The 20,686-nt window shown below is 49.0% G+C and carries 16 protein-coding genes; 5 read left to right on the top strand and 11 right to left on the bottom strand.

Translation table 11 applies throughout. The features are described from left to right. Positions 1-128 precede the first annotated feature (128 nt). Positions 129-1,232 carry a TrmH family RNA methyltransferase gene (locus AC3B5A_RS00985; protein WP_489798120.1) on the bottom strand — a complete coding sequence of 368 codons (1,104 nt, stop codon included), beginning with the start codon at positions 1,230-1,232 and terminating at the stop codon, positions 129-131. 272 nt (positions 1,233-1,504) lie between these two features. Between AC3B5A_RS00985 and AC3B5A_RS00980 the strand changes: the two genes are divergently transcribed. Further along, on the top strand, positions 1,505-2,932 hold the full coding sequence (locus AC3B5A_RS00980; protein WP_489798118.1) for an oligosaccharide flippase family protein: 1,428 nt from the start codon (positions 1,505-1,507) through the stop codon (positions 2,930-2,932). Here the strand turns inward: AC3B5A_RS00980 and rfbA are convergent. From rfbA to rfbB, 3 genes are read right to left on the bottom strand one after another with little or no spacing between them, the layout of a single operon-like run. Beyond that, positions 2,925-3,806 carry a glucose-1-phosphate thymidylyltransferase RfbA gene (gene rfbA, locus AC3B5A_RS00975; protein WP_489798116.1) on the bottom strand — a complete coding sequence of 294 codons (882 nt, stop codon included), beginning with the start codon at positions 3,804-3,806 and terminating at the stop codon, positions 2,925-2,927. The genes AC3B5A_RS00980 and rfbA overlap by 8 nt on opposite strands. Positions 3,807-3,840: 34 nt before the next feature. Continuing rightward, positions 3,841-5,340 (bottom strand): sugar nucleotide-binding protein, encoded by a 1,500-nt coding sequence (locus AC3B5A_RS00970; RefSeq protein WP_489798114.1) that lies wholly within the window; start codon positions 5,338-5,340, stop codon positions 3,841-3,843. Between the two features lie 52 nt (positions 5,341-5,392). Then, entirely contained in the window at positions 5,393-6,409 is a 1,017-nt protein-coding gene (gene rfbB, locus AC3B5A_RS00965; RefSeq protein WP_489798112.1) for a dTDP-glucose 4,6-dehydratase, read from the bottom strand. A gap of 186 nt (positions 6,410-6,595) precedes the next feature. Here rfbB and AC3B5A_RS00960 point away from each other — a divergent pair, with 186 nt between their 5' ends. Both AC3B5A_RS00960 and AC3B5A_RS00955 read left to right on the top strand, forming a co-directional pair. Further along, positions 6,596-7,513 carry an acyltransferase family protein gene (locus tag AC3B5A_RS00960; RefSeq protein WP_489798110.1) on the top strand — a complete coding sequence of 306 codons (918 nt, stop codon included), beginning with the start codon at positions 6,596-6,598 and terminating at the stop codon, positions 7,511-7,513. A 1,031-nt stretch (positions 7,514-8,544) separates the two neighbouring features. Next, positions 8,545-8,709: a hypothetical protein gene (locus tag AC3B5A_RS00955; protein WP_489798108.1), complete on the top strand. Its 165-nt coding sequence runs from the start codon at positions 8,545-8,547 to the stop codon at positions 8,707-8,709. Between the two features lie 87 nt (positions 8,710-8,796). On the opposite strand, the gene AC3B5A_RS00950 is transcribed toward AC3B5A_RS00955, so the two are convergent. The 4 genes from AC3B5A_RS00950 to AC3B5A_RS00935 all read right to left on the bottom strand — a co-directional run bounded on the left by AC3B5A_RS00950 (position 8,797) and on the right by AC3B5A_RS00935 (position 14,665). After that, positions 8,797-9,702, bottom strand: coding sequence for a rhamnan synthesis F family protein (locus tag AC3B5A_RS00950; RefSeq protein WP_489798107.1), 906 nt, complete (start codon positions 9,700-9,702; stop codon positions 8,797-8,799). 559 nt (positions 9,703-10,261) lie between these two features. Next, on the bottom strand, positions 10,262-11,596 hold the full coding sequence (locus AC3B5A_RS00945) for an O-antigen polymerase (protein WP_489798490.1): 1,335 nt from the start codon (positions 11,594-11,596) through the stop codon (positions 10,262-10,264). Between the two features lie 8 nt (positions 11,597-11,604). Next, positions 11,605-12,783 (bottom strand): beta 1-4 rhamnosyltransferase Cps2T, encoded by a 1,179-nt coding sequence (gene cps2T / locus AC3B5A_RS00940; RefSeq protein ID WP_489798105.1) that lies wholly within the window; start codon positions 12,781-12,783, stop codon positions 11,605-11,607. Between the two features lie 64 nt (positions 12,784-12,847). Next, positions 12,848-14,665: a DUF4012 domain-containing protein gene (locus AC3B5A_RS00935; protein WP_489798103.1), complete on the bottom strand. Its 1,818-nt coding sequence runs from the start codon at positions 14,663-14,665 to the stop codon at positions 12,848-12,850. A 369-nt stretch (positions 14,666-15,034) separates the two neighbouring features. Here AC3B5A_RS00935 and AC3B5A_RS00930 point away from each other — a divergent pair, with 369 nt between their 5' ends. Continuing rightward, on the top strand, positions 15,035-16,768 hold the full coding sequence (locus tag AC3B5A_RS00930; protein WP_489798101.1) for a sugar transferase: 1,734 nt from the start codon (positions 15,035-15,037) through the stop codon (positions 16,766-16,768). A gap of 125 nt (positions 16,769-16,893) precedes the next feature. Here the strand turns inward: AC3B5A_RS00930 and AC3B5A_RS00925 are convergent, their stop codons facing one another. Continuing rightward, the gene (locus AC3B5A_RS00925; protein ID WP_489798100.1) at positions 16,894-18,378 is read right to left on the bottom strand and encodes a sensor histidine kinase; all 1,485 of its coding nucleotides are present in this window, start codon (positions 18,376-18,378) and stop codon (positions 16,894-16,896) included. A gap of 184 nt (positions 18,379-18,562) precedes the next feature. Between AC3B5A_RS00925 and trhA the strand changes: the two genes are divergently transcribed. Further along, entirely contained in the window at positions 18,563-19,441 is an 879-nt protein-coding gene (trhA, locus tag AC3B5A_RS00920) for a PAQR family membrane homeostasis protein TrhA (protein ID WP_489798099.1), read from the top strand. Between the two features lie 205 nt (positions 19,442-19,646). Here the strand turns inward: trhA and AC3B5A_RS00915 are convergent, their stop codons facing one another. Together AC3B5A_RS00915 and AC3B5A_RS00910 are read right to left on the bottom strand one after the other, a co-directional pair. Further along, complete coding sequence (locus AC3B5A_RS00915) at positions 19,647-20,129, bottom strand: GreA/GreB family elongation factor (protein ID WP_489798097.1); 483 nt, start codon at positions 20,127-20,129, stop codon at positions 19,647-19,649. A 113-nt stretch (positions 20,130-20,242) separates the two neighbouring features. Further along, positions 20,243-20,650 carry an FKBP-type peptidyl-prolyl cis-trans isomerase gene (locus AC3B5A_RS00910; RefSeq protein WP_489798095.1) on the bottom strand — a complete coding sequence of 136 codons (408 nt, stop codon included), beginning with the start codon at positions 20,648-20,650 and terminating at the stop codon, positions 20,243-20,245. Positions 20,651-20,686: the final 36 nt, after the last annotated feature.

The following is a 20,686-nucleotide window of genomic DNA, read 5'->3' as shown; positions in this document are numbered from 1 at the left end:
GGAAATCAAGGCATCACTGTCTGTTCATTCTTCCAATATGACTCGACATGCTGCATCGCTGAGCATGACGCAGCGATGCAGCACATTGAGTCTGCCGAATCACACCATGCGCTTGCCTGCGTGCTCTCTTATGCCATGGCCAGCGAATACAGCAGCACCGCGCTCGATGTGGCGAGATTGAGTGATTCAGCCTTGCCGTAGAGAGGAATCGAAACGATGCGCTGCACTCGTTCCAGCACCTCGACAGGCAACCCGCGAGCCTCGTTGCCAAACAGCACTGCGTGACGAACCGGTACGGAAACAGTGCTCGTTGCTTGTATTGCGCCAGTATCGGTATCGTCGCCCGTTGCATTCAACGGTTCTTGCGGCGCTTGTACCGTGTGAGGTTGCGTGATGCCTGCGCGCTCGGCGAGCACATCGACCAGTGATTCCGGCTTGGTTTGCGCCGTGCCGTAGACGTCCGCAGCCATAACGTCGACGCCGCTCTCCACTGCCCAAGCAAAAAACTCGTCCGTGCTCATGGTGAGCACCGGCAGGTGAAACAGCGAGCCGGCTGTGGAACGCACCACCTTGGGGTTGAAGCGATCCACGCAGTCGTCAACGAATACGACCGCACGGCACCCGGCCGCGTCCGCCGCGCGAATCACTGTGCCCGCGTTGCCCGGGTCGCGCACCTGCCAGAACGCCGCGACCGTGTTCTTCAGGTTGGAGGTAGGCAAAGGATTCGCTGCGTCAGCATCAATCGACCGATCAAACTCCTGTGAGCGCGAGCGCCTTTTACCTGAGAAATCGTCGCTGTCTGCCCTGCTGTCTTCCATCGATGTCGCATGTTGCAATGCATCATCCGCCTGGTTCTGAACCTCAAAAGTATCGACGCTATACCGCATTGCCTCCATGCTGCCGACCGCCACGATACCTTGGCAGTCGGTGCTCATCTTACGCATCACCTCGGCACTCACGGCATGCACATACAGCCCCTGGGCTTCAGCCTCGATCACAATCCGCAATACCGTATCCGAAAGATACCCGTCGTCGCCTTGTTCGCTCACTTGTGCGTAACAGTCCAGCACCGCATCAGCACGCCACCGCACCGCCTCCCGCACCGCCTGCGGCCCCTCTATCAAAAACCGACCGGTTTTCTTACGCCCATGCGAGCGCGCCAAATCCGCCACTCGCCGGATGCGCTCTGCCTTAGGGTTGGTAAGTGTTTCGGTTGCATTGTGTACTGCCATGGGTATCACTATACGATGGGACGGAGAGGAGACGGGCGATGATGCATCGTCTCACAGCTAGTTAGCCTGCGCAACGTTCTGCAACCAGCTGTACACCCCTCACCGGCCTCGATCAATGTGCTTATGTACCAGTCGTTTCATATCACGCTGGAAAACAGACATATGCTGGGTTCTAGCGAGAAACGACATGGCATGATAGTAAACTCACATTTGTTGCATCTTACGATGTCTAATTTTGTGTCTTAGATTAGTAGGTAAGGAATCAGGACTATATGAGAATCCGCGAGGTCGCTTCGAATTTTGTTGTTGCGTTTTCGACGCAAGGAATCTCAATGATTCTTAGCTTTATTACATCGCTAGTCGTTCCCAAACTCCTTGGTGTGACCGAATTCGGATATTGGCAATTATTTATGTTTTACACGACCTATTGCGGCATATCACATCTTGGTCTTAATGACGGAGTTTACCTGATTAATGGCGGAAAAACACGTAAAACTCTGGATAAGTCATCAATCAAAAGCCAGTTCACCGTGGCTTTTCTCCTGCAAATGGTATTTGCAATCATTATTCTTGCTGTAGCACTACTAGGCGGTTTTGGGCAGCAACGCGCTTTCGTTATCTTCTTTACCGGCATTTACATGGTTCTCACGAACCTCACCAGTTTCCTCGGTATGGTGTTCCAGGCAATCAACGAAACGAAATTATATTCGGTCTCTACAATCGTTGATCGGGTTATCTTCCTAGTGCCTCTTATTATTTTGCTCGTTCTACGAGTGAATCAGTTCGAACTGTATGTTGTGTTTTATGCGATATCAAAAGTTTTTGCCCTCGCCTTTTGTCTATGGAAGGCGAAAGATATTCTATCAGCACATACGTTACCTTTTAACGAATCTATTCACGCTGCAATACGAAGCATTAAAGTCGGCATTAACCTCATGATTGCGAACTTTGCCAGTCTGCTCATCCTAGGAGTGGCACGTTTCGCTATCGACAGCAAATGGGGTATCGCCGTCTTCGGCAAATTATCGCTTTCGTTGTCTTTGGTAAACTTCTTTATCACCTTTGTAGCCCAAGCCAGCATAGTTCTGTTTCCGGCTTTGCGACAGAGCAAAACAAGCGAATTGCGTCGTATCTATGAACGTATTCGTGATGTAATGGAGCTTGTATTCCCAGTAATATACGTATTGTACTTCCCGATAAGTTGGCTCTTGAAGCTCTGGCTCCCTGAGTACGCAGAAAGCCTTCGATTCTTTATTCTTCTTATTCCGATATGTCTTTTTGATGCGAAAATGGACGTTTCCTGCACCACCTATTTTAAGGTGCTGCGAAAAGAAAAAGTGCTGCTCAAAGTAAATCTTGCAACAGCACTATTGAGCAGTATTGGAGTTGTGCTGTTCACCGTCGTATGGCCTTCTGTATACCTCGTGATTGGAAGTGTTACCGCGGCAATCATCCTACGCAGCTTCGTGTCTGAAATCCTTATCGGCATGGAGCTCGACGTCAAGTTCAGCATAATTTCCGTTGAAGAAATTGCGCTCACCGTTGTGTTCATCGCACTTGCTTTTACTCTTCCCAGTATTCCTGCAGCGCTCAGTTACGTCGCCGTGTACTCCGTCTTCGTGGCTGCCAACCGCAAGGCGGTCAAGGAACTTGCTTCCACCATCGGGCAGAAGCTCGTAAAGAACGAAAGTGCTAAATAAACTTCTCCTCAGCCACGTCCTTCAGATGCTTGCCGTAAGAGCTTTTGCCGTATTTGCATGCTGCCTCAAACAGCTGTTCGCGGCTGATCCAACCATTCTGGTAGGCCGCCTCTTCAACGACGGCAATAGGCTGCCCTTGCACGCGCTGAACAGACCGTACAAATTCGCCAGCCTCATAGAGGGAGTCCATAGTGCCCGTATCGAGCCACGCATATCCTCTGCCTAGCGTGGTGACATTGAGTCGATTCTGGGCAAGGTACAGCTGATTCAGATCAGTGATTTCCAGCTCTCCGCGTGCGCTTGGAGTAATCTGCTGGGCAAGTTTGCAGACATCGGCGTCATAAAAATACAGACCCGTAACAGCGTAGTTGCTTTTCGGCACAGCCGGCTTCTCTTCGATGCTCACCGCCCTATGGTTACCATCGAATTCCACAACGCCATAGCGTTCCGGATCGTCGACGTAATAGCCAAAGACGCTGGCGCCGCCGTTTTCCGCAGTGCGCACCGCTTCCTGCAGCATCTCCTTCAAACCATTGCCGTAGAAGATGTTATCTCCCAAAACCAAGGCACACGCATCACCGTCAATGAATTCCTCACCCAGGATGAACGCCTGCGCCAAGCCGTCCGGAGACGGCTGAACCTTGTATGACAAACTGACTCCGTACTGCGATCCATCACCGAGCAGTTTCTGGAAATTCGGCACGTCGTTGGGGGTCGAGATGATGAGAATGTCCCGAATACCGGCCAGCATGAGCACACTCAGCGGGTAGTAAATCATCGGTTTGTCGTACACCGGCAGAAGCTGCTTCGACGTCACTGTGGTGAGCGGGTACAGCCTCGTGCCCGAACCTCCGGCAAGAATGATGCCCTTCATCGCATATACCAACTTTCCTAGTTCTAATGTACTGCTACTTACTGAGTGCCGCATTCACGTATGCATCAAACGTTTGCTCCCATGATGCCGGCTCGAATCCTGCTCGTTTCACTTTCTCTAGACTCAGCGTGCTATGCAACGGTCTCGGCGACACCGGTGTACTGGCATTTGCGTAGTACTGCTGTGTTGAAACCGGCTGCACTGCGCCACCGTTGCCATTGGTCGCGTCAAAGACCCGCTTGGCGATTTGCGCCCAAGAAGCACTTTCACCGTCTCCGGTAACGTTATAGGCACCGTACTCAGCATTGGTATCCAGCAAATGGAATATTGCTCTGGCCAGCTCGGACGTAAACATGAGACGCCCTACCTGATCGTCCACCACAGTCACAGCCTGAAGGCTGTCCTCTCCGTCGGCCACACGGTTGGACAGCTGCATCATGGTGTTGATGAAGTTGTGCCCCTCCCCTATGACCCAACTGGTTCTGAGAATATAATGCTTCGGCACATTCGCCACAGCCAGGTCACCTGCAGCCTTTGACTGGCCGTATACTCCAAGCGGAGAGAAGCCTTCTTCTTCGTCATGCTCCTCTACAGCGCCGTCGAAGACATAATCACTCGAGATATGCACCAACGTAATGTGGTGTTCAGCCGCCACTCTGGCCAATAGCGCCGGCCCTTGTGCGTTTGCTTTCCACGCCGCCGCACGCCCGTCATCGGTTTCAGCTTTATCTACTGCCGTATAGGCTCCCGCATTAATAATGGTGCCATACAGATCCCAGTCGATATCGGCATAGCTTGCCTGGTCTGAAAAATCGAACGTCGAGATATCGGTGAAATCGATATGAGCAATATCGTGTTCCTGCGCATACTGTTGAATGGCTTTCCCCAGCTGCCCGTGAGCGCCGGTCACCATGATGCGCTTGGGCGCCATCGGGACGACGTCGGCAAGCATCGGATGATGCAAGTCGGCTTCACTGCGCTCGCTCTGCTCAAGTGGAATAGGCCATTTGATGTTGAGCTGGGGGTCTGCCAGATTAACGAACGTGTAGGTCTTTTTCTGCTCGAGTGACCAATGTGCATTGACAAGGTAGGTATATGCAGTTTCATCCTGCAACGCCTGGAAGCTGTTGCCAACGCCGCGCGGCACGAAAATTGCCTTTGAGGGATCGAGCCGTGTGGTGTACACCTGCCCGAAGCTCGGCCCTTCTCGCAAGTCCACCCAAGCGCCAAATATCTCGCCGTTAGCTATCGAAATATACTTGTCCCACGGCTCGGCGTGGATTCCTCTCGTCACGCCCTTCTTGGCATTGTAACTGATGTTGTTCTGAACAGGACCAAAGTCCGGAAGGCCCAGGTCGACCATTTTCCTGCGCTGCCAGTTCTCTTTAAACCACCCACGGCTGTCGCCGTGAACAGGCAAAGACAACACCAGCAAACCTGGTATGTTGGTTTTCTCCACGGATAATGGCGCTTCAAACTCCACTGTTCTTGTACCTCTCAACTGGCGAAGTCTCGCTCGACTGACACTTCGCATATTTTACTACGATCAGCAAACGAAATATAATCCGACTGCGGCTTAGCGTGTATCACTGCCCCTGTTGCGTATATTTCGATTCCGTCGCCGCCTTAGCTGGTTCCCACCAATCGCGATGATTGGTGTACCAGTCGATGGTTTGGCGCAATCCGTTTGCAAAATCAGTATGCTCTGGTGTCCATCCCAGTTCAGTGCGCAATTTGGTTGAATCTATGGCGTAGCGTCGATCATGCCCCGGCCTGTCTTTGACCCAGTCAAAATCATTCTCGTCACGCCCCATTGCACGCAGTATGTCGTGGAGAACCGTGAGATTGTCGCGCTCGCCATCGGCACCAATCAGGTAGGTTTCACCAAGCCGGCCTTGGGTGAGAATCGTCCATACTGCCGAGGAATGGTCTTCGGTATGGATCCAATCGCGCACATTACGGCCATCGCCATACAACTTAGGCCGGTTCCCGTCAAGAATGTTGGTAATCTGTCGAGGAATGAACTTCTCAACATGCTGGTAAGGACCGTAGTTGTTGCTGCAGTTCGAGATGGTTATCTTGGTTCCGTATGTGCGGTACCATGCTCGCACGAGCATGTCCGACGCCGCTTTGCTGGAGGAATAGGGGCTAGACGGATGGTATGGGGTCTCCTCGGTGAACCGTGCAGGATCGTCTAATGCCAAGTCCCCATACACTTCATCAGTGCTGACGTGATGATAACGAACATCGTACTTCCGTGCAGCTTCCAGCAGACAGAACGTACCTTCGATGTTTGTCTTGACGAATGGCTCGGGGTTGGCTATCGAATTGTCGTTGTGCGACTCCGCCGCATAGTGCACGATGGCGTCATGCCCAGGAACGATGCGATCAAGCAGTTCTGCATCGCAAATGTTCCCATGCACGAATTCGACCTGGTCTTTAGGAAGACCGGCAATGTTCTCAACATTGCCGGCATAAGTCAGCGCATCAAGCACAGTAATATGCGTTTCCGGATGGTTCTTTGCCACCCATCGCACAAAATTCGAGCCGATGAAACCGCAGCCACCGGTCACTATGATGTTAGACAAAACAGATTCAGACATATCAAACTATTCCTCGTATTTTGCACTTCCACTGTTGTAAGATATGCTTACGTTTACCGGCGTTCATATCTACCCACATTATTGTACCACAAATTCTCGCCTGCTTGAGTGTTCAAGGAACCGCTGGATTCAGCTCACCGTTAGAGTATAAATGGCGAAACATAATTCTTTACATGTATATATTTCATGACCACTAAGAATCTGGTTCGTTGTGAGCTAAAACTGAGTTGTACCAAATGGCGTATATCATTTATGCAGCATATTGGACAGTCGCACCTATACTGGAGAGAAAAATTGGTCAAATCACTAGACGAGCCCAAGCATAACAAATCATCCAAAAATCGAAACAGCAGTCTAGAGCTTGTCCGTCTTCTAGCGATGTTTGGCATCGTTTCTTACCACTTTCTTGTTCATAGCAATTTCAATATTATTAAACAACCGATGAGTTTTAATAAAGTATTCATCGAATCTTTCTTTTCCGCAAACGGTAAAGTAGGTGTGGTGCTATTCCTGAGTATCACCATTTGGTTTCTAGTACAAAGAGATTTGACACTCTCTGATTCATTGCGCAGAGTATGGTTGATGGAAAGGGAACTTCTCTTTTACAGCATTCTGATAGTAATCTGTCTTCTTTACTTTAAGCACCATATCGGAATACGTCTGATATATAAAACACTCTTCCCGCTTCTCACTGGAATCTGGTGGTATCCGACGAGCTATGCGATACTCATCGTACTGATGCCTTTCCTAAATGGAGGTCTCCGAGCGCTAGGACGTAAGAAGCACCTAATTTTAGCAGTCACATCCTTCTGCATGTGGACAGTAATACCAACGGTGATGCCAAACGCGACACTTAGTATGTCGCCACAAAGCGTGATGGCGTTGGGCTACCTTTACATACTCATAACTTATGTGAGATGGTACGCCAAGCCTCTCTCATTGAGAAATGCGTGTTTCTTGATTATAGTTGGATATACAATATTCCTCACATATTCTGTGGTATTTAGCTTCATAGAAGACAAATACCACAGATTCGGCGGACGCCAAATATCTCTATCTCAATCTGAGAATATGCTACCAGTGATTATGATTGCATGGGGGTGATGTCTATCGCTTTGTCATACGAAATTCGCTCGTTAATTATCAACTCTCTAGCGAAGTCATCGTTTGCAATCTATCTGATTACGGATCACCTTATCATACGCAGCATATTGTGGACTAAGATTTTTAATATTAAGAGGTTTTATACATCTAAATGGTTCCCATTTATTGCATTTGCTGGGGTGCTAACTATCTGCTTTGTTGCCATCGCTATTGATTATCTAAGGCGTGCAATTTTTAAGCTAACAGTTGACCGTCACCTAGGAAAGTACTTTGATAGACTACAGCAGTTTATGATACAACATTTCAAAACATGGCACGTTCATCGTTCAGTTTCTTCTGAGTTCAATCAAGATTAACAAATACAGCTAGACGGTGAATCAGTCTGAATTTGCTAGAAATTAGAATAGAGCAGAGCTACATACCGACTCGGGCATTTGCCATCGATATAGGTTGTAAGAGTTGAACGCATTGCTTTAAAATTCTCTACAGACTAAACTTGCATGCAGTGTCCAATCACCACGGACTCGAACATTACAGGAGTCATGAAAGCAACGTGACTGAGGGCATAAAAGAGGACGCGGTGAGCTGTGACGTGTCGGTCTCCTCGATGCTATCCCGAAGGACTGAGGAACACTCGCTATTGATCTATGGCAGAAACGCCTTTCTATTGGGCACGGTTGAAGGAACTGCTGCCACAGGCGCGCACCCAGCGGCGCATAGTCCATCTCATGCACAGCGTGCTCTCCAGAGTCAACCACCGGCACATGATCTGGGCCGTCCCTTCACTCAAGGCCACTTCCTGCCTATGCGAGGGGACATCCATAGATTATGGATCTGCCTGTGTTCGATAACTACCCCGTCAAACACAGGCAGCGAATTCGCATGAACACCACAATCGAACGCCTGAACATCGTCGGCAGATTCCCAACGGCAGGAGCACCCTGATGCTGATCTGTACGAGGATCTGGTACACCACCTCGAAACTTGATCGGGCCGGCGTTACCTCGACGGTGTCCTGGTTACAGGACATCATGAATGAAGTGACTAAGGAATCACCACAATGCTGGATGAAACCAAAAGTGCGCAAAACATCGGACACTACCGATTGGTGGATAGACGGCAATTCACAAGGATTCCATCAACATGGCGTTGATGCTGAACTCGATGTCACCAACGACAGCAGGTTCGGCATCTGAAAAGGACGACTTAGCCTAGTATCAACCACAAATCCACACGTACAGTTCCTTTAACATAGAACTTAGAGAACACAAAACTCACCATTGCTACCTATGATTTGCAATCACTTTCTTGACACTTGGTAGTATATGTTCGAGGACTACACCTAGTGGTTTGCACAAAGTCCTACGCAGCGTTAAAGCATTCGTATAGTAGTATCTTTCTGACGTTGTACCGACATTGCATATATACCGTTCAAGAAAGTGCGCTAAATCCCACATCTGCCGCGCGTCCGTCTGAGCAAAATCATCTATTCGATAGCCTATCTTTTTTATTCTTCCAAAGTAGGCTCCATTCATAGCAAAACACGTCCCTGCAACATACACGTAACCTGAATCTAATCTTACACCTAGTTCAGCTGCCGTCTTTAAATGTCTCGCTTCTTTCTCCTTCGGATCTTGTATGACCAAGTTTTTCGCCGCAGCTATATCAAATGAACTATCATTTTTTAAAGTATCAATGACTTTATGAATGTTCTTCGCAGAGAGTATCCCCTCATAAAGATTCAAAAACCATGACCTTCTGAAAAAAAGCTGCTTATAAATATACTGGATTACTCTCTTTGTTCCTTTTGAGTGCAGCTTAAATACTACATCGTAGTCGTTTTTTACCTGTGTACAGGCTTCAAAAAACGGGCCTATGTCAAAACCTTTATTGTCTACTCTAATAAGTTTGACACTATCCGCCTTAAAAGCGCAAATATCAGATATAGTCTTTTCTGCAATCATACCCTTCGTAACTGTTACAACTATGTCAACATGATACTGCCGAAGGTTGAGTAAATACTGCTTAATCTCCGGCCACGACTCATCGTAGAAAAGGTGTAGCATGACTAAAATCTTAGCGTTTTTATTCTTTTCTATTATCGAGGACTGCGTGTACTCATAAAAGTTCCTTTGCAAGCCGCGTATATGTGAATGTGGCCTATATACGACTTTTCCTTGTAAACTCATATTCTACCTGCCTAAAAGAGTTCTTCTCAGCAAACGTAACCATGTACGGGGATTACGGAGCCTTCTGAAAACACGTACTACTGGTATCTCGTACTGTGCTCCATGCTGTGCCAATAAAACACAGCATCGATGCTGCCCTTCAAGGATAATATTAAACTGATCAATGACAATAGCACCTTTGCGAATATCGTAAGGCGTTTCTAATAACCTTGTATATAGATGACGAAGCGCATCTATACTTCTGTTGTCTGTACCTACCTGATTACGGCTCCTCTCACAGTACACCCTATATTCTTCCTGTATTTGTGCGTCATTGGGGTTCACCAATGCTCGGTAAGGTATCGCCCTATCTAACGAATACAGGCCATCCTCATAGTCGCGTAATATCTTTCCCAGACTTACATTGTCAATTATGTACGACGAAATCCCGAGCTTTTTTAGATACTCGAAATTTTCATTGTCTATATAGAAACGCGAGTCTAAATTTGCATTGCTAAATGATTCTTCTTGCAATATTATACTACCTTTATATTTTAAATCGTGTATAGTTAATGAACTTTCAGTGGCAGCTGCGCTGCGCCATGTACTTCTCCTTGATTGGCAATGCAATAGATATTTTCTGCGTGACTGCGTAATAAACAATTACAAGAGCTAAAAGAGAGAAGATCTCCCCAATTGATATAATACCGAGAGAATACTGCTCGATAGAAGAGAAACTGATCCAATAAAAAAGGTATGAGTACACAATAATAGAGGAATTTCTACTTTTACTGGGACTTTGCTGTTTAATCCTTGCATACCACATAGAAAAGATAAACACAACAACGAAAGTCATCAGACACATTCCAATGAACCCAAAATCATGATAGGGCCTCCGGAAAAAAGTATAAACGTTCCCCTTTGTAATTCCCAATTGCCGAAATTCTAAGTGCACGCTCACGGGATCATCAAATTTTCCTATAGATCTTAGAAAAGAGTATATTCCAGGAAAGGTCTCAAAGCCTACAGGCTTTGCATCAGCATTCCCGGCATCATCCAAGAATTGATTAAATTGCTGAATCGACCCTCCAGCATATGTTGATATATAATCAAACATTGATCTTGTAGTTTTCCTGCCGATGAGTGAAGTTGCCAAATAGAACAGAATAAATATGGCAGGAACCATCATCACAGCAGTGCGAATAAACTTTGCCGAATTGTGCTTATCCCAATGAGTCTCATATCCTTTAAGGATATAGGCTACTACAAGCGCAAAACTGAATAGCTTCAGTATGTCTAATCTGCCAGAACTCATCAGAACCTTAACGACGTAAAGAAACACAGGCGCGAACATACTAATTAATTTGGTTGTTTTTACTTTTTTGGAAAAGACATACTCAATAATCAAGAAGACGAAGACGTACCCAATCGCGTCAACAGTTCGTGTCAATAGCGCCACACCTTTGTTTAAAGTCTCAGTAGCCTCATAAGAAACACCATTTCGATAATGCCATAGAAGATTGCTACCTGGAACATATCCTGCCGCAGTTGCAATTCTAACTATCTCCCGATAATACAATAAAAGCACTATGACTTCGAAGATTACAACAACAAAAATGAGCTTCCCAGATACATTAAATGCATCTATACGACTACTTGTAAGTTGCTCACTAGATTGCTCTCTCTTTGGTGTAACGTAGATAGCCAATGCATTAGCAAGCAGGGCACAAATAAACCCACTCATCATTACTAAAACTGTAAGAGATGAGTATGTCATATTCCAGTTCTTCACATTCATTGCTGCAACGGATGTACTAAGAATAAAGACAGCAATCATGAAAAGACTTGGCTGAAAAATATCATGCTCGAAAAGCAGGTATCCAATAGCAAACAACATGATTTCGATACCAAGCATCAAAAAAATTAGCATTTCACACCGCCCTTCAAGAAAAGTTTTTCATATTCACTGACAATATATTCCCAACTGTACTTCTCTGAAATTCTTTGAACAGCTAAATTCGAAATCTTTCGAATGTCATTTATTGATAGCATCTCAGCACGTTTAATTACAGATGCCAAGCTGCCATTATCTTTCGACCAATACAAGGCGCCGTTTTCAGCGACTTCTCTATTGAATCCAACATCCAATAGCAGATTAAGCTTTGTTGCAGCCAGAGCTTCAATCAAACTTGGGTTAGTTCCACCTACCTCATGACCGTGCAAGTACGCGAATGCCGATTCTCTTATTTTTTTTAGCAATTCGCGGTCGTAAACTGTACCTGCAAATTTAATTCTCTTATCCCGACTAAAGTGTGTTCTTTTTTCAAGTTTTGCGAGAAAATCACTATCGACAGCAGTTATGAATACCAAATCCCTTTTAGTATCAGATTCCATAAATTCACGAATCATCGTTTCATAATTGTTTTCTGGTACAAACCGTCCAACTACTAGATAATACTGGCCGATTGAGAGATTATTATGCACAAGCCACTGAGAGAAACTCTCATCCCAATCGTCAAGTGAAGAGTGAGTTAAGTCTGCTCCATAGGCAATATAAGTAGTTTGTGAATTCTGCACACTATACTCGCTTTGTATATATTTTTCTATATTTTTACTATCACAAACCAGCAAATCCGCATGCTTAACCATGAGTTTCTCTGAATATTTCCAGTATTTACGGACCGCAGGACTCCATTTAGCACGTTTCCACTCATGCCCATCAGGGTTAACAAAAAGCTTTCCGTTTACAGCATGAATCGCTTTTTTAAATACACCAACAAATGGCCCTATCCTGCATGCCAGCACGTAAAAAATAGGAGAATCAATCTTATTCTCTTTCGCGTACTTAATAAAATAACTCAGAGCATCCAAATCATAAAAAATCGCGCGTGCTGAGCCAATATGCTTCCACGCAATCCTATGGCAAAGTGCACCGTTGTACTTGAAATCTCCAATTTCTTCCTTATTTTCTACGGCACACGCAACATGATATTGTATATCCCTAGAGATTTTACGTCCTGTCAATTCCTCGACAAATGTTTCAAATCCACCGTAATTTGCAGGAATCCCCTTGCATCCTACGATAAATACATGCTGCACCATTCTTCACTCCTATATAACAGTTCTATCCGCCTCTTAGGATTACTCCTAATACCCCATGCGCAAATTATAAATGCGAATCATTATTTGCTATCCATCCTTGCGGAGTTTGATCAATTTCCAAGTCCTCCCTTGCATTCGGAGAAACCTCAACGTCAAACGAATAAGTAACTGTTTTCTGCGGTCTAACAAGAGCTAAGCTAGCTTGAACCGAAACACCATTCATCATTACAGTACGCGATTCAGAAAGATTGCCCGTTGTTTTCATGTTCGATATTTTTCCTCCACGTGGCGCATAGATGAAGACTTTTTCAAAGCCTGCTCCCCTAGCATCACTCTTCCACGATCCAGCAATATAGTTAGGCAAATCGTCTGCCGTCTCTGTAGTCAATGAATTAAAAATTTTATATTCAACGTGATACTTCTTGCCGCCGTTCGAGTCACGTTCGCCTCCGCTGATGGTCGAGGTGCGGTGCACGTACCAGTCCATCTTGGAGGGGTTCTGCTCATTGATGTAGACACCCACTGTCGGTTTCTCTTCGCTATTTGGCGCGTGCGCGGTGTAGCCGGCGGCATCAAGCGTCTGTTCCATAGACTCATCATATGAATATACGTTGAAATGGCGGCCTTTGGTCATAGTGCCCATGATTTTAGCAATGCCCATCAGCTTGTTCATATCCATGCCGGAGAACATCTGACTCATCCCCTGATCCACCACTTGCTGGAAGTAGAGATCCTGCTGGAGTGGTGAATAGTCTTTGTACACAGTATTAAGCAGAAACTCAGCAGTATTCTTTCCGTCAAGGGTTCGCCCATCTTTGAGGGTCACTCCCCCGTTGATGCCATTGAGTTCCTGAAGGAATACAGGATCGACCAAAATCACTGCATCAATTTGCTGCTTCGCGCCCCATGGGGTGCGTTTCCATATCGTCGTGATGTTATCTGCTGAACTTTTCGTCTCCGGGAAGGCAGCCAAATCTCGAATGTCGAATGACATATTGAGCGGTCCCCAGTCAGTCATTGCTTTGGTCTCGTCGGCTGTAGGCTCCCCTTTCCCATATGGAATTAGTTCAGCATTCGAATGGAACTTCCCCATTTCGATTTTGCCGTTGCTGGTAGTCATAGTGCCGACCGAACCAATCAAGCCACCGCTGATGCGTGCTTCGGAAGTCGTCATGGCCGCCACAAGATACGTCTTTGGACTATCTGTGCCAAGGAACTGCGGCAAAAGATTCATCATACCGCTCATTTGATTCACTTGCCCGGCAAGACCGTCAACTTTGGTCTTGGCACTGTCATATGTGTTTTTAATCATCGATATTTTCGGCGTGGGCAGCGCATCAAACTGCTTCACTGCGCCTTGAAACGACTTGTTGGCACTCACCATTTGCTGTTGCGTTTTAATAAGTGGGTCCAGATTAAGATTCCCGTCACCGCTACTCAGCGACGCGCCTTTGAGATTGGTGAAAATGGTGACAAATTGTGGAATGCTGTCAGTCGTCATCGAATCCAGCGCCTGTGTCATACCTTGCACATTCTTGATGTCACCTCCGACCACAGGAACCTTTGCCGCAATATTCCACAACGCGCCATGAGAAATACTGTTCGCGTCTTTTGCATATTTCCGCACTTGAGGCAAACTGTCTGCAACTTCAGTGAAGGCATCAACTCCTGAGCCGCTAGAAACACCCTTGAGCAGTGTCATCGCCTTGGTTTCGTCATCCTTGACCTGCATGGCTTCATTATAGAGCTTGTACACTCCAACGGCCCCCGCAAGCGCGAGCAGCAGCAACACTCCCAAAACACTCCAGAGCACCGTATGGTGACGTTTCCCGAGTTCATCTGGATCATAAACATGCTGCATCCCTGCTTGTTTCAGATTCATCCAATGCTCCTAACCCTGCACAACATCTCACTTCTGCCATCGTAGAGGACTGCGTTTGCCGAAACGCCGACCGCAACTTTGCCAGCTGCAATTTGTCTTTCCAACCTTCACATCGTACCCAGAAGTCGTAACAACAACGTCCAAGTAGACGAAACCCTTGGTAAGTAAGGAATATCACTTCTACACATCGCCGAGGTGCTGGTAATCCTAATTTATACGTGCACAATTATTCGCATTCACAATATTCAAAATACGACAGAATCTATATCTTTACGCAAATAACTCCCCCCCCCCGCTCAATTACGTGTCATTTGATTGTTCGTATATGCATTACACTGTAAGCAGAGAAGTACGAGGGAAGAGGATTCCATGCCACAGTCGGAGCACACTGCAGAAGTCACAGCGGAGCAAACTGTAGAGTTTGACACTGCACACGTTGCTGCCTCATATAGTGCCAACAAAGACTCTGAGCACACGCATTCCAGCAACACCTCTGCCTATTCTCATGACTCCTCTTCAGAAACTCAGGATGACCGCGCAGCAGCGTTCTTTGACGGCTCATACGACTTCGAATCGGCCATAAACGACAAAGAATCCGGACTTTCCGCAGCAAAACTCTCTCACCAGCGTTTCCCTGGATGGAGCATTTTCTACAACGCAGTGCTTGCAGTGCTTGACACCGTTATGACACTTCTGGCGACTTTCCTAGTGTTCCTCTTCCGCCCATCGACCTATCAGTACATGCTCGTGCGCAACTCCGAAGATGGAGCAATCGGCAAGTATTTGGTTCTTATCGTCGCCGCTTGGCTTATCAGCCTTGTCAGCCAGCACGCTTACGCACGGCACACTATGGGAGAAGGCTACGAGCTATACAGCAAGATCGTCGCCGCCATGTTCATGGATTTCATTTTCCTGTGCACATTCGTATACCTCATCAAACTTGAGATTCCTCGTAGTCTGACCATCGCTATCCCTCTGATCACGGGGGTTCTCACCATCATCGAGCGATGGGTCATGCGCAGAATGTTGCATCATAATCGCAATAAGGGCGAGTATAACTACAAAACCGTTGTGGTTGGCTCTCCCGAAGGTATCCACGCCACCGTGCAGCAGCTCACCGAAAACAAAGGACTCGGCTATCTTCCAGTAGCCATCTGCCCAGTTGAGTCAGTGACCGCTTCCAACAATGACCTCAGCACAAGAAACTTAGTGCCGGCCACATTCGTTCCACAGAACGACATCGAAAAGCACCTTCATAAGCTATCCTTCAGCTCCCATTTACCACAAAACGCTCGTATCTGGGGAGCGCAGACCATTTTGGTGGCCGACGTGATGATGAGCCATTCCGAAGCCATGAAGGCGCTCTCTTTAGCGGCCGAAAGCATGGGATTGGAATTGGCATTCTCTGCATCAGTTGCCGATATGAGCGGTGCAACTGTGCACATGCGCAATGACCCCACCATGCCAGTACTCACCGCTCGGCTGACTCAGTATTCGCTCTTCACCAAATTCTGCAAGCGCGTCATTGACATAGTTGGCTCAATCGTTGCACTCATACTGTTTGCCATACCCATGATGATTGTGGCAGTGCGCATTAAGCGTGAAGACGGCGGGCCAGTGTTCTATCATCAGCAGCGCGTCGGCATATACGGCAAAACATTCACCATGCATAAGTTCCGCTCCATGAGAGTCGACGCCGACGATATGAAAGATCAACTCGCCAAAGAAAACGGTTTGGAAGACAACTTCATTTTCAAAATGAAGAATGATCCCAGAATCACCAAAATCGGTAACTTCATGCGCCCCCGTTCTATAGACGAGCTACCGCAGCTATTTAACGTTCTCAAAGGAGACATGAGCCTCGTCGGGCCCCGCCCAGCACTCCCAGATGAAGTAGCAAAGTACGAAGCTCTCTACTCCTCACGACTTTTGGTGAAACCTGGAATCACAGGAGTCTGGCAGATTTCCGGGCGCAGCAACCTGACACAGGAACAGTCTGAATTCGCCGATGTCTCCTATATCCAAAACTGGTCGCTGACAGGTGACATCGCAATCATCATGAAGACCTTCTCTGCCGTGATACACAAAATTGGCGCATACTAAATCGCTAGAGCAACGCTCTTGTACAGTTGTGGGGTGCATACTTATTCGAGTATGCACCCCACAACTGTAGTTGCAGCTTCACTGCTCTCGGGAGCGGCTACTTGCCGACTCGCTGCATTACTCCACTACTCCCGCGCAGCTCGCAGCTTCATGTCGAGCACCACTCTGGTACCGCCGTTGCGAGCCGGTTCCCAGCGCACGGTGCCGCCGAAGTCGTTGGTAACGAAGGTGTTGATAATCTGTGTGCCCAAGCCGGAGCCTGAAGAACGCGCCATGCCGTTGTGCTCCTCGTGCTCAAGACCGGATCCGTCGTCTTCCACCACCACGTTGAGGTTCTTGCCGCTACGGCCTACGGAGATGGTGATGTTGCCTTGGCTGCGCCCTTCGAATCCGTGCTCAACGGCATTGGTGATCAGCTCAGTGAGCACCAGCGAAAGCGGCGTGGCGTCTTGCGCCGGCATCATGCCGAACTTGCCCACATAGTGCACGTTGATGTGCTGGTCCTTCATACTGGCCAAGTCAACGCTCATCTTCAACAGGTTCGCGATCACCTCGTCAAAGTCGACGATCTCATCCACCGTCTGGCTCAGACCCTCGTGCACGGTAGCAATGGTCTGCACGCGCCGCTGCGCCTCCCGCAGCTCCGCCTTTACCTCGGGCGACTTGGTTTTGCGCGCCTGCAGCCGCAGCAATGCCGAAACGGTCTGGAGGTTGTTCTTCACCCTGTGATGAATCTCGGAAATGGTGGCATCCTTGGTTTGCAGCTCCTGTTCGCGTCGGCGCAGCTCGGTGACGTCGCGGCATAGCACGATGGCGCCGATGCGATTGCTTTCGCTGTACAACGGCAGCGCGCGCATGGACACCATGGAATTGTTCGCGTCTAGTTCGCAGTCCGCCGCCAGTTTGCCGCTCAGCACATCGGGCAGCGAGTCAGGCACCGAGTCACCGTGATGAATGAGCTTCGTGCCCACCTCACTCAGGTAGTGCCCTTCCATGGCTGTGAGCGCGCCGAGGCGACGGAAGCAGCTGATGGCATTGGGCGAGGCATAGTGCACCACTCCGTCTACGGTAAGCAGGATGAACCCGTCTGCAACTCTCGCATTGTGGCGTTGGCTCATGAGCGCGTCATGGTACGGGAACTGGCCTCGCGCAATCATATCGTACAGTTGTTTGCCGGCGTTGATGCTCTCTGATTCGTAGCGACCATTGGACTCTCGGGTAGCCATGTTCGTTTCTCGAACCACTATTCCAAGGGTCTTGTTGCCACACCTCACTGGAGTGTAGACGTTGCACACCTTGGCTTTGCCGACGGTCTGCAGGTATTGCGAATGAGTCTCCCCACTCGCTTGCAAGGCATCCTCGAGCTCTGGTACCAGTTCGCTCGGCACTTCGCTGCCAACCGCATCATCGCTGCGCAACGTCATCACCGTGGACGGGCGGCACTGTTCCGCAACGATGAACTTACCATCATCCCTCTTTACCACAAGAAGCAGGTCAGCGAAGCTCAGATCTGCCACCACTTGCCAGTCAGCCACCAGTAAGTGAAGCCATTCGCGGTCGCCTGCGTCAAACTCGGATTGCGCGGCAAGAATCTCATCTAAATCAGCCATAGACACCATCATACGCATGTTCCACAATTCTCAACATCAGGCTCGTGTTGCCACAGATGATTCTGGCGCTGCCGCGTATGACCCAGACAAACGAATACCGTCACAACGTGGTAGTCACATTGCAACTTACGACAGCGTAGGTTACGATGAGAGCTGAATACAGGCAAGCGACGGCGGGAGAGATATGCCAAGTACCACAGACCGCGATTCGCGTGCAAACGCTGCACTCAACGCACAGCAACGCTCTACTGAGGCTCGTGCAGCATTGGTCCGCACCCGCGCCCATACCCGGGCCGAAACCGTCCGCAGCCGTGCCGAACAGCGCGCAACGCGGATTGTGGCACAGGGCGAGGCGAAAGCCGCACGCATCGAGGGCATTGATGTGCCGGATGCGCGTCGCCGTGTTCGCCTTGACGTACACGGCCGGCCAAAGCCGTTACTGCGAGGTTGGATTCATGCGGTGGCCTCCCCGCTGGCATTGGCCGCAGGCATCGTGCTCATCTGCTTGGCTCCCGGCACGGGCCTTAAGTGGGCCTGCGCCGTATTCATGGTCTGTTCGTTGGTACTGTTCACCAATTCAGCCGCCTATCATCTGGGTGACTGGTCGGCGCGCGTCACCGATGTGCTGCGCCGCATCGACCACATGAACATTTTTCTGCTCATCGCAGGCACCTACACTCCAGTGTCCTTTGCACTGAGCGACACGTGGCGCATTCGTGTGATCGTAGGCATGTGGGTCTGCACGGCAGTGGCGCTCATCATCCACGTAGTGTGGATCAACGCGCCCCGCTGGCTGTACACAGTGGTCTACATTGTCTTCGGAGTCTCAGGAGTCGCCTTCCTCGGACTGTTCTGGAACTCCCCCACCGCTGGCCCGGTAGTCGTGGTGCTGCTCGCTGCCGGAGGAGCCTGTTATATTGCCGGTGCCGTCGTGTATGCGCTGCGTCGTCCCGACCCGTGGCCGCGCATCTTTGGCTTCCACGAAATATTCCATGTGGGCACCGTGGCCGGGTATGCCTGCCATATGGTGGCCATCTACATGGTGGTGGTAAATCTCAGGTAGCCCGTCTCAGATAGCCTGACGGCGTGTCAGCTCTGCACCGAAACACCTCTCTGCGGCACTCGGCTGCGGTTGCGTCATCCTTGTGCAACCGACTATACGCAAAAGGCATCTTTCTCTGGCAGCGCTGTACCGCTGTGCCAAGAGAAAGATGCCTTTACATATTTATTTTCTTATTCCTGCATATATCGCGGAATAGATTCAATCATTACTGCAGAGGTTCGGATTCCTTAATCTCAACCTCTATGTCACGGCCGCTCGGAGCCTGATAGGTGACGGTGTCACCGACCTTGGCGCCCATGACGGCAGCTCCGATCGGCGACTCGGGGCTGATAACATCAAAGTCAGTGGCCACAGCGATGTCACGAGAACCGAGAACAACCTGCATCTCTTTACCACCAACCGCAAGCTTCACCAACGAACCGTTGCCGACGGTACCCTTCGGCGGAGCCTGCACAATCTTGGTGTTACGCAGCTTCACCGTCAGTTCGATGATGCGCCCCTCGTTCTTACCCTGCTCCTCGCGAGCCGCCTGATAGCCGCCGTTCTCAGAAAGGTCGCCTTCAGCACGCGCCACCGCGATACGTTTGGTGATCTCCTCGCGATACTCCCCCTCGCGGTATGCAAGCTCGCTCTTGAGCTTGTCGAATGCCTCCTGGGTGAGCAGCACTGTCTTCTCTTCTTCGGCCATCTTGTCCTCCTTGAGCCTTGAACCGTATATTTCAGCGTATAAACGCGTGTGCATAAATCATAGAGCGCTGCACGGCACCATAACCGATACCATGCAGCGCCTTAATCCGCCAATCAGCGTGTGGAAATGATATCCACCACAAAAACGAGCGTATCGTCACCACCGATGCCAGCCTGAGGCATACCAGAGCGACCGTAGCCATACTCCGGCGGAATGGAAACCACCAGCCTCGAACCGACGTTATGGCCCGGCAGCGAGCGATCCCAACCCTTGATGACCTGCCCCACACCGATGCCGAAGCTCGCGGGCTGATGACGATCGAAGCTCGAATCGAACGGGTCGCTCTTGCCCCACACCACACCGTGATAATTGACGGTGACCGTGTCTCCACTGCGCACCATCGGGCCGTCGCCTTCGATAAGTTCAACGGCTTTCAGGCCCTTAGGAGCCTCGCCTTCAGGGAACTCGATCTGCGGATGCGCTCCGAACTCAGCGTTTACTTCGGGCATATTGCCAGCCATGCGGCCTCCTTCACATTCATTGCCAGATTCACAACG

Source organism: Bifidobacterium sp. ESL1133 (assembly GCF_058107325.1).
This window is presented reverse-complemented; position numbering and strand designations above follow the sequence as displayed.